Raw genomic sequence first — 15,507 nt, 5'->3', positions numbered from 1 at the left:
CGCAAGCTGCAGCCTCTTTTGTTTTTATATCCTACTTTTCAAAACCTTATCCTCGTACTCCTTTACTTTGTCAAGCCAGCTGTTTCCAACAGGGACGTTACTTTCATAGCAGAACTTGTTCCACACAGCACCAAATGGCAAAGTTTTGAACTCTTCTAAAAGCGCAAGCCGTTTCCCAAAATCCCCTTCATTTTCAGCTTCATTTAAAAGATGTGTTGGTTCAAGCAAAGCGTACAGAATTGATTTTAATGCAGCTCTTGCACCTGTCACCCAAGCAGTAATCCTGTTTATGCTTGCATCAAAAAAGTCCAATGCAAAAAACACCCTGTCAAAAGCATCTGCCCTTTTTACTTCCTGCGAAACAGACACCACTTCATCGTTTAGCACAACAACATGGTCACTGTCCCACCTCATACCACGGCTCAAATGCAAAAGCACCTTCTTTGAAAATGCTAAAATTGATGAAATCTTGTCAGCCACACTTTCTGTTGGATGGAAATGTCCAAGGTCAAAACAAATTGCTATATCATGCTTGCTTGTAAAAACATAGCCCATGTAAAACTCATGAGAACCAACAACAAATGCCTCAGACCCAATTCCGAAAAGCTTGCTTTCAACAGAATCAACAAGATAGGTTTTGTCAACCGACGCAGCAAATATCTCATCTAAAGACTCTTTCAAAATCTTCCTGTACTCATACCTCTTTGCTGTAAAGTCTTTTGACCCATCAGGAATCCAAATGTTGTTTATACAAGTCTTTTTTAGTTCTTTCCCTATTTGGGAGGCAATTTCTCTTGATTTTATTCCATGCTTTATCCAGAAATTTCTAATATCTCTATCTGTACTTGAGAGAGTATATCCTGACTGTGCCTTTGGATGGGCAAAAAATGTGGGATTAAAATCAAGCCCTATATCCTTTTCTTTTGCCCACTTGAGCCACTTTTCAAAGTGGTCAATTGAAAGCTCATCCCTGTCAACCTTTTTCCCATCTGTCTCAGCATATATTGCGTGAAGATTTACCTTATGCTTGCCAGGAATGAGGCTCATAGCAAACTCTAAATCAGACCTGAGTTCATCGCCGTTTCTCGCCCTGCCAAAAAAGTTTCCTGTTGCTAAAATTCCGCCACCGCCCATGCCTTTCGTTGCTTCTTCAAACCCTGTCACATCATCGCCCTGCCAGCAGTGAAGTGAAATACTAATCCCTTTCATCTTCTTTAAAACTTCATCTGTGTCAACACCAAAAGTTTTGTAAACCTCTTTCGCCCTTTCATAATCGGCATGAATTTTTTCGTACTCTAAGCTCATAAAAACCTTCCCTCCCTTTTCCCTCAATATAAAATCTCAACACCACTTTCACGGGCAGCCTTTTCAATGTCTTCTGGAAGTGCTTTTTCGCAAACCCATATGTCAATCTCCTCAAGCCTTGCGTACGAAAATGGCATGTTTTTGCCTACTTTTGAAGTGTCCATAAGCATAACCACTTTCTGACTTCGGTCGATTATCCTTCTTTTGAGATCACCTTCATATGCATTTGAAACACTAAATCCTGTTTCAAGGCAAAAACCTGATGCGCTCATAAAAGCAATGTCAATGTTCATTCTATCAAGAGAAAATATGGCATTTGGACCAGACACTGATAAGGTGTTGCTGTTAACAATTCCCCCAAGCATCACAACAAAGACATTTTTCTTTTTCACAAGTTCAAGTGCAATGTTAAGCCCGCTTGTAATGATTGTATAATTGTCACTCTCGAGGATTTTGGCAAGACACATGATGGTGGAACCTGCGTCAAAATATATTGACCTGTTTTTTTCAACAAGTCCTTTTGCAATATTTGCAATCTTCATCTTTGCTTCAATATTTTCCTGAGCACGCTTTGAATATTCGTCTTCCTGGCCAGTTAGTTGCCACAGCTTCTTTGTGCTGATAGCACCACCATGCGTCCGAATGAGATGACCTTCCTTTTCAAGCGCAATCAAATCACGTCGCAGCGTCATGGTAGATACGTCCGGAAAAAATTCTTTGAGTTTTTGAAGCTGGATTTCCCCTTTTTGTTCTAATATATCAAGGATTTTTTGCCTTCTAAAATCATTCACAACACCACATCCCGAAAACTCATCTTGGATTTAAAAGTATTATATACCAAGTCTATTTGTCCTTAAAATCTCATTTGTTGTGAAGTTGTTCTTTGGCACATGACCTTTGAGCGGCATAATCCTTTCATGGATTGCGTCAATAATCCAGTCAGCTTGCGGAAAGAAATAGTTTTCAAATTCGTATGCAGGGACAATCCAGTTTTTAGAACCAACTACAACAGGTGGCGCGTCAAGATAGTCAAATGCGAGGTCGGCAATTGTTGCTGCCATGTCTTTCAAAATTGAGCCCCTTGCACATGCGTCAGAAGCCAGTACAATTTTTCCTGTTTTTTTGACAGATTCAATCACCTTCTCATAGTTAAAAGGTACGAGCGACCGCGCATCAATGATTTCAGCACTAACACCATACTTTTCTTCCAAGATTTTGGCTGCATCAAGTGCTCTGTACAGTGTTGCTCCAACTGTCAGGATTGTAATGTCCTTACCTTCTTTTTTGATATCAGGTTCGCCGATTGGAACCTCATAATATCCTTCCGGGACACCTTCTTTGTGGAAAAGCTCTCCAATGTCATACAGTCTTTGGCTTTCAAAAAATATCACTGGGTCTGTGGAAGACAGTGCGCTGTTCATAAGACCTTTTGCATCGTAAGGTGTTGCTGGGAATACAACTTTAAGTCCAGGAATGTGAGAGACAATAGAAGACCAGTCCTGTGAGTGCTGTGCACCATATTTTGAACCAACAGAAACCCTCACAACAACAGGCATTTTCAATGTCCCTGCGCTCATTGCCTGCCATTTTGCAAGCTGATTGAATATCTCATCCCCTGCTCTTCCGATAAAATCGCAGTACATTATCTCCACAACAACCCTTCCACCACACATCCCATATCCAACTGCAGACCCAACTATTGCACCTTCTGAGATACAGGTGTTAAATAGTCTGTGATATGGCAAAGACTCTGTAAGTCCTCTGTAGACCGCAAAAGCTCCGCCCCAGTCGCGCAAGTCTTCCCCGTATGAGATAAGTGTTGGATCTGTGTAGAACTTATCAAGCAGCGCTTCAAATATTGCGTCTCTGAGATTGAACACCTTTGCCTTTGGAACAGGTTTTCCGTCAACAATTCCTACTCTTATTTTGTTTTTTATCTGTTTTACGCGCGGATTTTCTTCTTTTGGAATCAAAACCTCAGGAGTTCTGTCTTCCATCTTCTCAATCTTCTGGTTTGAGAACATATATCTTGCTATACCATCAGGGTCTTTCACAAGATTTATTCTTGGCGAAACATTTTCATCAACAGCAAGAGCACATATCTTTGTTATAAGCTCTTTCACATAGCTTTGAATCTCCTCTATCTTTTCTTCTGTCACAACACCTGCTTTGATTAACTCATCCTTATAAGTTACTATTGGGTCTTGAGCTGCCCATGCCTCAACCTCCTCTTTTGTCCTGTAAGAAGATGAGTCAGATGGTGAGTGTCCTGTGAGCCTGTATGTGACAATATCCAAAAGAACCGGACCCTGTTTTTGTTCAAGAAGGTATTTCTTTCTCTTCATTGCATCAATTACAGCCAGTGGATTGTAGCCATCAACACGCTCAGCATGCATCTGCTCAGGGTTAACGCCTGCTCCGACTCTTGCAAGCATGTCATATCCCATTGTCTCGCCGCGTGTCTGCCCGCCCATAGCATATTGATTGTCCATAAAATTGAAGATTATTGGAAGACCACCTCTATATTCATCATCCCACAATTTTTTGTATTGGTCCATTGAAGCAAGGCACATAGCCTCCCATACAGGTCCACACGCCATCGAACCATCGCCAATATTGACAACAACAATGCCATTTTTCTTATTGATTTTCTTAAACAAAGCTGCTCCTACTGCAATGTCAGCAGACCCTCCAACAATTGCATTGTTCGGGTAAATTCCAAATGGTGGGAAGAACACATGCATAGACCCGCCAAGACCTTTTTGAAACCCAGTCTCTCTTCCAAATATCTCGGCAAGCGTGCCATACAAGAAAAAATTGACTGCAAGTTCTTTAATACTTGAGATATTTTTTAAGTTTTCTTCCACAACTCTAAGTATTGAACCATCAAAATAGCTTTCCATAATTTTTAAAAGCTCATTGTCACTGAGCTTTTCAATTGTTGAAAGGCCCTTAGCAATAACCTCTCCATGACTTCTATGTGAACCAAATATAAAGTCATCTTTATCAAGCACAAAAGCCTGGCCCACCGCTACTGCTTCCTGACCAATCGACAGGTGTGCCGGTCCCGGGTAGTCATACTTTATTCCATTGTACTCCCCAGTTGTTTTTATTAAAGAGAGCATTGTCTCAAATTCGCGGATTATAAGCATGTCTCTGTAAATTCTAATCAGCTGGTCATCCGAAAAGTTTTGTCTCTCCTCTTCTAAGGTTTTGTTATACTGGTTTACAGGAATATCAAAAAATTTTATCCAGCCACTTTTTCTCACCTCGTTCGGGTCAATAAACTGTGACTTTGGCATCTTTAAACCAACCTCCCCCACAAATTCTATAGTTCAAATATGACCTCTCTTATGATTTCGCTAACCGTCGGATGTGGAAATACAATATCCTTTATATCTTCAACTCTCAGTTGTGCCTCAATCATCACACCAACACCGAAAATTATTTCTGAGCTGTAGTTTCCTATCATGTGACAGCCAAGTATTGTTCGTTTCTTTCTATCAATCAATATCTTGCAAAGCCCGTCAAATTCTTCATTTTCGGCAACAAACCTCCCACTGTAAAGCATGGGAAGCTTTGTAACTTCATATTCTAAGCCTTTTTCTTTTGCCGACTCTTCACTCTCGCCCACCCATGCAACCTCCGGGTTTGTATATACAACAGAAGGAATAGAATTGTAGTTCACCTTCACCCTTCTTCCAAGCATATTCCATACAGCAACCTCTGCTTCTCTGTATGCTGTGTGAGCAAGCATGAGCTTTCCATTTACATCCCCCGCAGCATACACCTCTTGAACATTTGTCTTCATTCTCTCATCTGTTTTTATACACCCTTTTTCAATCTCAACTCCTATGTTTTCAAGTCCAAACCCTGTTATATTTGGCCTTCTTCCGACGCTCAGCAAAACTTTCTCTGCCTCTTTTTCAAAAATCTTTCCATCTTTTTCATACACCACTTTTCGGTCATCAATTTTAGTAACTCTTGCTGAAAGTTCAAACTCAACTCCCTTTTTCTTGTATGCTTCAAGCAGTATATTCGAAATTTCCCTGTCCATGCTGCCGCCAATGTGGTCAAGCATTTCAATCACAGTCACTTTTGAACCTGCCGAATTGAAATATGACGCCATCTCAAGCCCAACAATTCCCCCACCAATCACAACCATCGATGCTGGCACACTTTCAATCTCAAGAATTTCTCGACTGGCTAGCACAAAACCTCTTTCAAGCCCCTCTTTCACGCCCTCAATTGGTGGAATGAAAGGCGAAGAACCGGTGGCAATCAAGAGTCTATCTGTGGCAAATTCTTTATCGCCCACCGCCACAATATATCCTTTGCTGTTTCTTCCCAAAATCTCTCCATGGCCGCTGAGTATTTCAGCACCGCTTTTTCTGAGCTTACTTTTTATTCCTGCCATAAGAGTTTTTATTACTTTGTCTTTTCTTTCAAGTACCTTTTTATGGTTTAACGTGATATTTTTTACCTCAACACCATATTTAAAACCGTGCTTTGCCCCTTCTAAAATCTTTGCACTGTACAGTAAAGTTTTTGTAGGAATACAGCCTTCGTTGAGACAAACACCGCCCAAATACCTTTCTTCTATTAAGAGCGTTTTAATTCCTCCTTTTGAAGCTCTTTCCGCTGCCAGATACCCCGCAGGTCCACCACCTATGATTATAAGGTCGTATTTCATCTAAGTTTTCACCCTTTCTTCAGAATCAGAGTGCCAAAAGCAAATCAAAGTTTTCTAAAAGCTCCTTTAAATCCTTCAAAAACCTTGCTGCATCAGCTCCATCTAACGCCCTGTGGTCAAATGTTAGTGATAGCCCCATTGCAGGATAGAATTTTATATGCCCATCTTCTTCCTTAGGCCTTTGAACAATTGTATTTACACCCAAAATACCTGTCTGAGGAGGATTTAGGATAGGTGTAAAACTTTCTATGCCAAAGCTTCCTAAGTTAGTGACAGTGAATGTTGCTCCTTTCAAAAGGTCTGGTGAGATTGTTCCTTTTCTGCAAAGGGCAATTAGCTCCTTTGCTTCTTTTGAAATTTGACTCAAACTCTTTTGGTTACAATTGAATATTGTTGGCACCATAAGACCACGCTCTGTATCAACTGCAAACCCAAGATGAACATTCTTGAAATATCTCATTTTATCATCCAAAAAATGGCTATTGAGCGATTTGTGTTTTGGTAAAACCCTTGAGACAGCAAAAAGGATTATATCGTTTATTGTGATATCCTCAAGTCCCAGTTTTTCTCTGTTTTCTTTTACTTTCTTTCTAAACTCAAGGACTTTACTTGCATCAAATGATGTATGTAATGTCAGCTGAGCTGTTGTGGTAAGTGATAGATACATAGCCTTTGCGATAGCCTTTCTGATGTTAGATAGCGGCACATCTTCATATTCTACATTCTGCCCAGAAGACTCAGAAGGTTTTTCAACATAAGCCTCTTGTTTTGCCCTTTCAATGTCAAAAGTTGTAATTCTACCACCAATGCCAGTTGGTTCTAAAATCTGAGCATCTTCAATTTCTTTTGCTTCCTGCTTTGCCGCACTTGTGAACACAGGCCCTGACTCAAAAAGCTTTAAAATGTCTCTTTCAATTATTCTTCCGTCCGGTCCTGAAGGTTTTGCAAACCTAAAATCAACATTTAATTTTTCAGCTAAGTTCTTTGCCCTGGGCGAAATTTTTATTTTCCCTTCAATTGGAGAATAGTCCCCTGGAATTTTTGCTTGAGTTTCCATCGGCACGTCTTGTTCAGATGTCTGCAAATGTGAGATGTCATCTTTTTGAGCTTCCAAGAAGGTCTTTGGATTGAACTTAAGTACATCCTCACCAGGCTCACCAATCACACACACATTTGTCAAGACAGGAACCTCTTCACCCTCTTCAAAAAAAATGTCAAGAAGAACACCACTTACTTTTGCTTCCTCATCAAAGCTTGCCTTGTCAGTCTCATAAGAAAATAAAAGGTCGCCAACCTCAACCTTATCACCTTTCTTCTTGTGCCACTTTGTAATTATACAACTTTCAACAGTCTGCCCTTGCTTGGGCATTATTACAGGTGTTGCCATCTCAAAAAACCTCCATTTTAGCTGTTTATTTATTTCAATATGTTTGATATATTTTTTCATCTATCATGTTAACTTTTTTCATCTCCAATTTAATAGTATCATTTTGTTTGTTTTTTTGTCAATGTTATTTTGATTTTTGCATTTCTAATTTTATATTTTGCGGACATTTTCAATTATATCTTTTGTATTTTCTGCCATATATGAACTTCTCACAAGAGGACCTGACATAACAAACTTAAATCCAATTGAAATTGCAAACTCTTTGTACTCTTCAAAGACATCCGGATGAACAAACTCAACAACAGGATGGTGATTTTTGGAAGGAGATAGATACTGTCCTATTGTTACAAAATCACATTCTGCATTTCTTAAGTCTTCAAGTGCCTTTTTAACTTCATCTTTTGTCTCACCAAGTCCAACCATGATACCCGATTTTGTAAATATATTCTTATCAATCTCTTTTACCATCCTCAAGACATCGAGCGACCTTTTATAACTTGCCAAAGGTCTTACGCAGGGATATAACCTTTCGATGGTCTCTATGTTGTGTGCAACAACATCAGGTGAAGCTTCTACAACCTTTGAAACTGATTCAAAACTACCTTTAAAGTCAGGAATTAGAACCTCAATCTTTGTGTATGGCCTTTTTCCTTTTATGCTTCTTATGCACTCTGCAAAGTGAGAAGCCCCTCCATCTGGCAAATCATCCCTTGTAACAGAGGTTATAACAACATACTTTAGTCCCAATGCACCTACAGCATTTGCAACCATCTTAGGCTCATCACTATTTAACTTCACAGGTTTCCCTTTCTTGACATCACAAAATGTGCAGTTTCTTGTGCATACATCTCCCATAATCAAAAAAGTGGCAGTTTTTTTTGAAAAACACTCATAAATGTTTGGACACTGAGCTTCTTCACATACAGTGTGAAGAGAAAACATTTTTAAAATTTCTATGACATCATCTATTTTTTGATCTGCCTTTACTCTTATCTTCAGCCAATCAGGCTTTTTTAGATAGCTCATCTTTCCATACCTTCTTGTGTTTAAATTTTTAGCAAATCGAAAAGTTTTTCTTTGCCCAATATATTCAAACTCTTGCCGAAAACCTTTCCAAAATAAGTCTGAACCTTATCCACCACATCTTCAAACCGAATTGTGCTTCCAATCAGTCTTTCTAAGGATGTAACACCTCTATCTTTCAGTCCGCACGGGACAATCCACGAAAAGTGTTCAAGATTTGTATTTACATTGAAAGCAAACCCGTGCATGGTCACCCACTTTTTAACTGCTATACCTATAGCAACTATCTTGTCATTGCCAACCCAAACACCGGTGTATTTGTTTTCATCCCTGTGCGCTTCTTTTCCAAACTGGTCTTTTAAAAGCCTTATAAAAACTTCTTCTAAAAGATACACAAACTTTTTTATGTCTCTATCTGTCAAAGCCAAATCAAAAATTGGGTATCCTACAAGCTGACCAGGACCGTGATATGTCACATCCCCGCCACGGCTTACCTCAAACACCTTGACATCCATTTTCTTTAAAAATTCATCTGACACAAGTATGTTTTTCTTGCTGCCACGTCTTCCTATTGTGATAACAGGAGGATGTTCAAGCAGCAGCAGTGTGTCACCAATCTTTTTTTCAACCCTCAACGCCCAAATCCTCTCTTGAATAAAAAGAGCCTCTTGATACTCTACCTCTCCCAAATAACAGACATTTATACACACTTTGCATATCTTCCTTTCATACTGTTAATACTCAATTTTAACTGTCAAATCTTCTTAGCATTTTCTAAAAGAAAATCTTCTGCCTCTTTGCACCAAAGGCCATTATTTCTTTCAACAATCTTTGCAAGCTCTGCAAAAAGAGGCTCTTCTTTTCCCTTTTCCTTGAAATCTTCTATTGCTACAAGGTCAAGCTCTATGTTTGTGTATATAAGCTTTTTTCCGCCAGGGATTTTGGGAAGATTTAGAGTTGTTTGCGCTACACAATTGAGCCCTCCAATATGAGTAATCATTGCAGCGGGGTTGACGATACCTTTTGCCATCAAATCAAGCGCTTCAATCATGTCATCGGTATTTCCACCACTTGTTCCAACAACGTGCGTTGAGTTGTAATGGACATTGTAAAAGTTCAAAAGTGCTGAAAAATTGGGGTCGCTCGGTCCTGCAAAAAAGTTTAGGCACCCATCTCTTGCAAGAATTTTATCTGCAAGTTCAACAAGTTCTCTGACTGGTGCAAAGACAAACACATCGTCAAAGCCTCTGCCATCAGTAAATGAAAGAAGATAATTCTCAACATCATCTATATTGGCAGTATTGACATAATAAAGGTCAACACCATACTTTTTAGCATCCTCTTGAGTATATATTGAGGCTGCTCTATCTAACCTTTCCTGGTTTATATCTGTCACAACAAGCAGTTTTGGTGGTTTAGGGCCGTGCACAGCATAGTCAATTGCTCCAAGCCCCATTGGTCCAGCACCTGCTAAGATTGCCATAAAACCGTTTTCTAACGTTCCCATTCTGTGTATATACTTGCCTGGCTGTGTGTGATAGCTTGCATGAAATGCACCAATAATGCACGACATTGGCTCAGCCAGTGAGCCGTAAAAGAAAGCATCACCTTTATACTTTAAAAGACAGTTTTGTTCCATTACTTCATTTGGAATAATGATGTATGTTGCATCACCACCAATGTACTGGAACGAATATCCCGGTGCTGCATACGGATTGTCTTTGAGGTTCAGCGCAGGCTGAACCGTGAATTTGTCACCTGGTTTGAACTTATCCTGCCACTTTTTACCTACCTCTACTATCTGCCCGCAAAATTCATGGCCTATTATAACAGGGTTTTTATCTATGTCTTTTGGTACTCTTTTATGGTCACTTCCTTGAATTGCTGCCTTGTAAGAAGACATGCAAAGACTATCAGAAATTACTTTTGCCAGAATTTCGTCTTCTCTTATTGGTGGAAGTTCAAATTCTTCAAGTCTCAAATCGTTTTTGCCATATAATCTCACAGCTTTTGTCTTCATTTTTATATCCTCCTTTACAAATCAAAATCTTAACTATAACATCAATGTTATCATAAGATAATGATAATACATCTTAGTCAAAAAATCAATAAACTCAAAAATAAATCAAATTGATATAGACATAAACACAACACATATTGTATAATTAATTTTAGATAGAGCAAAAAGACAACATGTTAAAACAATATCAAAAAGGGGGTACTATAATATGATCTGCAAACGATTAGAGGGACAGGTTGCGATTGTTACAGGGGCTGCCCAGGGGCTTGGCGAAGCTTTAGCAAGAAGACTTGACAAAGAAGGATGCAAGGTTGTTGTTGCAGATATAAACTTCGAAGGTGCTCAAAAAGTTGCAAGTGAGCTATCTGAAGCTATTGCTGTAAAGTGTGACGTTACAAACGAAGAAGATGTCGAAACAATGGTCGACAAGACAATTGAAACTTTTGGCCAGCTTGATTTGATGGTTGCAAATGCCGGAATACTGATTGCAAAGCCTATTACAGAATTTTCACTTGCTGAGTGGAAAAAGGTAATCGATGTAAACCTCATTGGATATTTCTTGTGTGCAAGAGCCGCAGCAAGAGTGATGATTCCACGCCGAAAAGGAAATATAATCCAGATAAATAGTAAGTCTGGAAAGAAAGGATCATACAAAAACTCCGCATACTCTGCATCAAAGTTTGGTGGCATTGGTCTTACCCAGAGCTTGGCACTTGAGCTTGCAGAGTACGGGATTAGAGTAAATGCTATATGCCCGGGAAATTTGCTTGACTCACCTTTGTGGGTAAACAGCCTTTATGAGCAGTACTCCAAAAATCAAGGACTTACACCAGAACAGATAAGAGAAAAATATTTGAGCCAAGTACCACTCAGGCGTGCATGCACATATGACGATGTTGCAAATGTTCTCGTATTTTTAGCATCTGATGAGGCAAGCTATATGACAGGGCAAGCTATAAATGTAACAGGTGGTCAGGAAATGAGATAAATCTTGAAAAAGGAGCAAGGTTGGCAACATGGCACAAGTTGAGTTTGAGCTTGAAAAAGAACTAAATCATGAAGATAAGGAGAGAAGACTTGAAGCTCTTTCAAAGTTCTTTGAGCTTGTCAGACAAGGCAAGATTTCCTTGCCACCAAAAAGTAGCGTCATAAACAATCACATACATACATTCTACTCATTTTCACCATACTCTCCTTCAAAGGCAATCTACATGGCCGCAAAAAGCGGTCTTCCGACAGCAGGCATAATGGACCATGATACTATAGCAGGTAGCAATGAATTTATTGTTGCTGGTAAATTAGCAGGTATTGCAACAACAATTGGTGTTGAGTGCAGAGCTGATTTTTCAAAAACTTTGCTTTCAGGCAAAAAGATAAATAATCCTGACCAGCATTCAATTGCTTATGTTGCAATTCATGGAATTCCACATAACCAAGTTGAAACTGTAATGAAATTTTTCAAACCATACGTGGAGAGGAGAATGAGAAGAAATAGACTGATGGTAGAAAACATTAATAGCCTTCTTTCAAAGTACGAAATTGTTTTGGATTTTGAAAAGGATGTTGTGAGTATTTCAAAATATAAAGAAGGTGGAACTGTCACAGAAAGACATATACTTTTTGCTCTTGCAAAAAAAATCATTGAAAGAGTTGGCAAAGGAAAAAGATTGATAAATTTTTTCAAAGATGAATTGAAAATTAAGATTAGTAAAAAGGTAGAAAGCTTTCTCAACGATGAGCAAAATCCTTTTTATGAGTATGACTTGTTAGGTCTTCTCAAGAGCGATTTTACTCCAAAGTTCTATATAAATGCCACAGAAGAGTGCCCTGACATAAAAGAGGTTGTAGAGTTTTCACATAAGATAGGTGCAATAATTGCATATGCCTACCTTGGTGATGTTGTTGAATCTGTCACAGGCGATAAAAGAAGAGAAAAATTTGAAGATGATTATCTTGAACTTCTGTTTGAGGTTTTAAATGAGCTTGGCATAAAAGCAGTAACATACATGCCCTCAAGAAATACTCTTTCTCAGCTCAAAAGAGTCAAAAACTTATGTGAAAAATATAATTTTCTTCAGATAAGCGGAGAAGACATAAATTCCCCTCGCCAAAGTTTTATATGTGAAGCATTAAATCAGGATGAGTTTAAACATTTGATAGATACTACATGGGCTTTGATTGGACATGAAATGATGGCAACAGAGGACAAAGAGTTAGGATTTTTCTCAGAAAAAATGCAAGAAAAGTTTCCAAATTTAAGGGAGAGAATAGAATATTTTAAAAACATCGGCATTAAAATGTGGGCAAAACCAGATTGAAAGTGATAATGTTGAACATAAAAAGGCAACAAGCGGTCAAGAACACTTGTTGCCTTCTTATTTTGCCATTTTCTTTAGTAGCTCTTTTCTATATTTTTCGCTCTCCCAGTTTTTGATATACTCCATTTCATCCTCTGACATAGTTTTTATAGTAAGACCAAACTTGTTGATTTTGGCTATCACATAAAGATAAGCAAGCAAAGTCTCTTCAGTTGCAAGCGCCTCTGAATAGGCTGCATTGTATATAACTCTGCCTCTTGGCAAATCTATTTCTATCTTTGGATTTTCTGCATACAGACTTGAGTTTATATAAACAAGCTGGTCAGGATAAAGAGGATACTTCTCAAATAGTTCAACTTCAAACATTTCTGATTTTATAAAATCCAAAACAAACCTTGTTCTGCTCTGATATCTGTTATCACCAATTTGTTTTAGCACACAAGACGGATATCGTCCTCTTATTTTGAACCACCTTTTTATCAAAAGGTTAACCCTCTCATGTACCTCATATGTTTCTTGCATATTATCTGAAGACACAATAAGTCCATGATTTTCCATGAAGATTACCTTCGGCCTTTTATCTTCAGCTGGCAGGCTTCTAAGCTGGTTTGCAATTTCAATGGTCAACGAAAAACCAGGATTGATATAAGATATCCAGATAAAGTTAAAATTTTCATTTTTAAAAATTTGGTAGCAAAGCTGCCTGCCTTCATGTGAACAAGCCAAGATATTAGCATATACAGAATGAGAGTGGATGACGTACCTGTCAAGGATTGAGTGAAACCCTACCTCCACCGATGGTCTTAAAACCCTACCGGGAAAACTTAAGACGCTCTTTTGAACAACTTCTGAACTTTCTTTTTCATAGTCCTTAACCTGTGAAAGATTAACATTCTCATAAAAGCTTTTTATTTTTTGATATTCTACAATTACATACCCGTCTTCTTCTGTCACCTGGTCAAGCCTAAAACCAGAAGCTTTTATCGCCATATACTGTGAGTCAAGCTTTACAGAAATGTTTCCCCCGCCACCCTGAACATAGTCAATTTTTCTGCCAATCTTCTGGCATAGCCATACAAGCTCGTGCAAACTTTTACTTTTTTCCATCTCATCATCCCTTTCAAAATATTTTTCACAGTTTAAATGCTCTTTCTATCTCTTCAATCTCTTCTTGGCTTATTAGCACAACATCACCCAACCTCTTTGCATCTATGATGGCCTTTGCGGTGAACTCCAGTACCTCAAGCTTGTCAAATGCATCTAAAAGGTCTTTACCAACAACAATTACACAATCATTCTCAACAATCACAGCTGGAGTCTCCTTAGAAAACACATCTGCAGTCATTTTTGGCTGCATAAACGATGAACCAAACGGAATTTTTTTTACGTTTCTGAGAGAAATATAAGTTTCGGGTATTGTTTTAGAATCAAAATCATTATCTGTCACTGCAAAAGCCATAATGTTGGGCGGATGAGCAATTATGATTGCATTGACATCTGGATGCTTTTCATAAATAAACTTATGCAACAGAACTGACCTGCTTGGCTTTTTCCCAGCCTCCTTGTACCCATTTTCTATTCTCACAATATCCTCTGGCTGAATATACTTCCTATCAACCATGTAAGGAGTTATTATAAAAGAATTGTCACTGAGCCTTTGTGAAAATGTTCCTTGCGTGCTTGTAAAAAGTCTCTGGTCATATGCCCTGTGGATAAGCTCACACATCTTTTTCCTTGATAGCCTTTCGAAACTCGAATATGTTTTTGGAATGAATTCATCCATTTGAATATCCTGTTTTGCTTTTGAAATCTCAATATCTTTTGGTCTGAGTTGTCTTGATTCACCAATAAGCCTTGCCCTTATCTCAAGCTGAGCACAAAAATCAAGCGTTTCAAACGCCATAAAAGCCTTGAAAAGGTTTTCGGCACCTACAACAATCCCGTGGTTTGATAAAACAGCTGTTGATACCCCTTTTTTGAAAGTCTCAGCTATTTTCTGACCAAGCTCAGTACTTCCAGGCAAAGCATACTCAACAAGCTCAACCTCGCCACATATTAGATGGACATTTGGAATAAGCTTGGTATTTGGAATTTTGCGTGCAAGTGAAAATGCCATAATCGCTGGTGGGTGCGCATGAATTATTGCTTTTATATCAGGCCGTGCTCGGTATATCATCTCGTGAAATGGAAGTTCAACAGAAGGTTTGTGTTTGCCAATAATCTCTCCATTTTCTTTTACCTGAACAATATCGCTACTTTTTAAACTTCCTTTGTCTATGCCAGAGGGTGTAATCCAGATATCGCCATTGTCATCTTTAATTGATATATTGCCACCAGATGTTGTTGTCATACCATAACCATATATCCTTTCCATTATCATTACTATCTGGTCGGCTGGATGTAGTAGTTCAAATTTCATAATTTATGCTCCTTTCTACAACCGATATTTGTGCAATTTTGATTTTATGTTTAATTATGCTTGATTTTTAAAGCTAAAGTTAAATAGTTTTGTATTTATGTGTTTTTGTATTTGATTTTGATGTCTTTTATTAATTATTATAATATAACTCAGGTATTTTGTCACTATGATTTATTTAAAATTTAAACTAATTAAATTGTTAATTTACTCTGCAAATTGTTGTTAGATTATTAAAAATACACAAAAATCATTTCAAAACAAACCACTGCTAAAAAGTTTCACCACGATAACATTTATCTTGCACAAAGATTTTACTTGTGTTATATTTTTAGCTAAATGCGA

Annotated in this window: 12 protein-coding genes; 2 read left to right on the top strand and 10 right to left on the bottom strand. The window is 38.3% G+C overall.

Going from position 1 to position 15,507, the window contains the following annotated elements:
- Window positions 1–24: 24 nt before the first annotated feature.
- The 8 genes from ATHE_RS03515 to ATHE_RS03480 form a co-directional block, all read right to left on the bottom strand.
- Window positions 25–1,305, bottom strand: a complete 1,281-nt coding sequence (locus ATHE_RS03515; RefSeq protein ID WP_015907263.1) for an L-rhamnose isomerase — start codon at window positions 1,303–1,305, stop codon at window positions 25–27.
- A gap of 23 nt (window positions 1,306–1,328) precedes the next feature.
- The gene (locus ATHE_RS03510) at window positions 1,329–2,096 is read right to left on the bottom strand and encodes a DeoR/GlpR family DNA-binding transcription regulator (protein ID WP_015907262.1); all 768 of its coding nucleotides are present in this window, start codon (window positions 2,094–2,096) and stop codon (window positions 1,329–1,331) included.
- Window positions 2,097–2,135: 39 nt separating this feature from the next.
- The gene (locus ATHE_RS03505) at window positions 2,136–4,607 is read right to left on the bottom strand and encodes an alpha-ketoacid dehydrogenase subunit alpha/beta (protein ID WP_015907261.1); all 2,472 of its coding nucleotides are present in this window, start codon (window positions 4,605–4,607) and stop codon (window positions 2,136–2,138) included.
- Window positions 4,608–4,633: 26 nt separating this feature from the next.
- On the bottom strand, window positions 4,634–5,998 hold the full coding sequence (gene lpdA, locus ATHE_RS03500; protein WP_015907260.1) for a dihydrolipoyl dehydrogenase: 1,365 nt from the start codon (window positions 5,996–5,998) through the stop codon (window positions 4,634–4,636).
- Window positions 5,999–6,023: 25 nt separating this feature from the next.
- Window positions 6,024–7,385, bottom strand: coding sequence for a dihydrolipoamide acetyltransferase family protein (locus tag ATHE_RS03495; RefSeq protein WP_015907259.1), 1,362 nt, complete (start codon window positions 7,383–7,385; stop codon window positions 6,024–6,026).
- A 150-nt stretch (window positions 7,386–7,535) separates the two neighbouring features.
- Window positions 7,536–8,411, bottom strand: coding sequence for a lipoyl synthase (lipA, locus tag ATHE_RS03490; RefSeq protein WP_015907258.1), 876 nt, complete (start codon window positions 8,409–8,411; stop codon window positions 7,536–7,538).
- Between the two features lie 20 nt (window positions 8,412–8,431).
- Window positions 8,432–9,118, bottom strand: a complete 687-nt coding sequence (gene lipB / locus ATHE_RS03485) for a lipoyl(octanoyl) transferase LipB (RefSeq protein WP_015907257.1) — start codon at window positions 9,116–9,118, stop codon at window positions 8,432–8,434.
- Window positions 9,119–9,162: 44 nt separating this feature from the next.
- Window positions 9,163–10,428: a zinc-binding dehydrogenase gene (locus ATHE_RS03480; RefSeq protein ID WP_015907256.1), complete on the bottom strand. Its 1,266-nt coding sequence runs from the start codon at window positions 10,426–10,428 to the stop codon at window positions 9,163–9,165.
- 208 nt (window positions 10,429–10,636) lie between these two features.
- Between ATHE_RS03480 and srlD the strand changes: the two genes are divergently transcribed.
- Window positions 10,637–11,416 carry a sorbitol-6-phosphate dehydrogenase gene (gene srlD / locus ATHE_RS03475; protein WP_015907255.1) on the top strand — a complete coding sequence of 260 codons (780 nt, stop codon included), beginning with the start codon at window positions 10,637–10,639 and terminating at the stop codon, window positions 11,414–11,416.
- A gap of 28 nt (window positions 11,417–11,444) precedes the next feature.
- Window positions 11,445–12,746, top strand: a complete 1,302-nt coding sequence (locus tag ATHE_RS03470) for a PHP domain-containing protein (RefSeq protein WP_015907254.1) — start codon at window positions 11,445–11,447, stop codon at window positions 12,744–12,746.
- Between the two features lie 57 nt (window positions 12,747–12,803).
- Here the strand turns inward: ATHE_RS03470 and ATHE_RS03465 are convergent, their stop codons facing one another.
- Both ATHE_RS03465 and ATHE_RS03460 read right to left on the bottom strand, forming a co-directional pair.
- Entirely contained in the window at window positions 12,804–13,853 is a 1,050-nt protein-coding gene (locus tag ATHE_RS03465; protein WP_015907253.1) for a class II aldolase/adducin family protein, read from the bottom strand.
- 25 nt (window positions 13,854–13,878) lie between these two features.
- Entirely contained in the window at window positions 13,879–15,165 is a 1,287-nt protein-coding gene (locus ATHE_RS03460; RefSeq protein WP_015907252.1) for a class II aldolase/adducin family protein, read from the bottom strand.
- Between the last annotated feature and the right edge of the window lie 342 nt (window positions 15,166–15,507).

This window comes from Caldicellulosiruptor bescii DSM 6725, from assembly GCF_000022325.1.
GTDB lineage: Bacteria > Bacillota > Thermoanaerobacteria > Caldicellulosiruptorales > Caldicellulosiruptoraceae > Caldicellulosiruptor > Caldicellulosiruptor bescii.
Note: the sequence above shows the minus strand (reverse complement) of the source record. Positions and strands in the feature narration are given on the sequence as shown.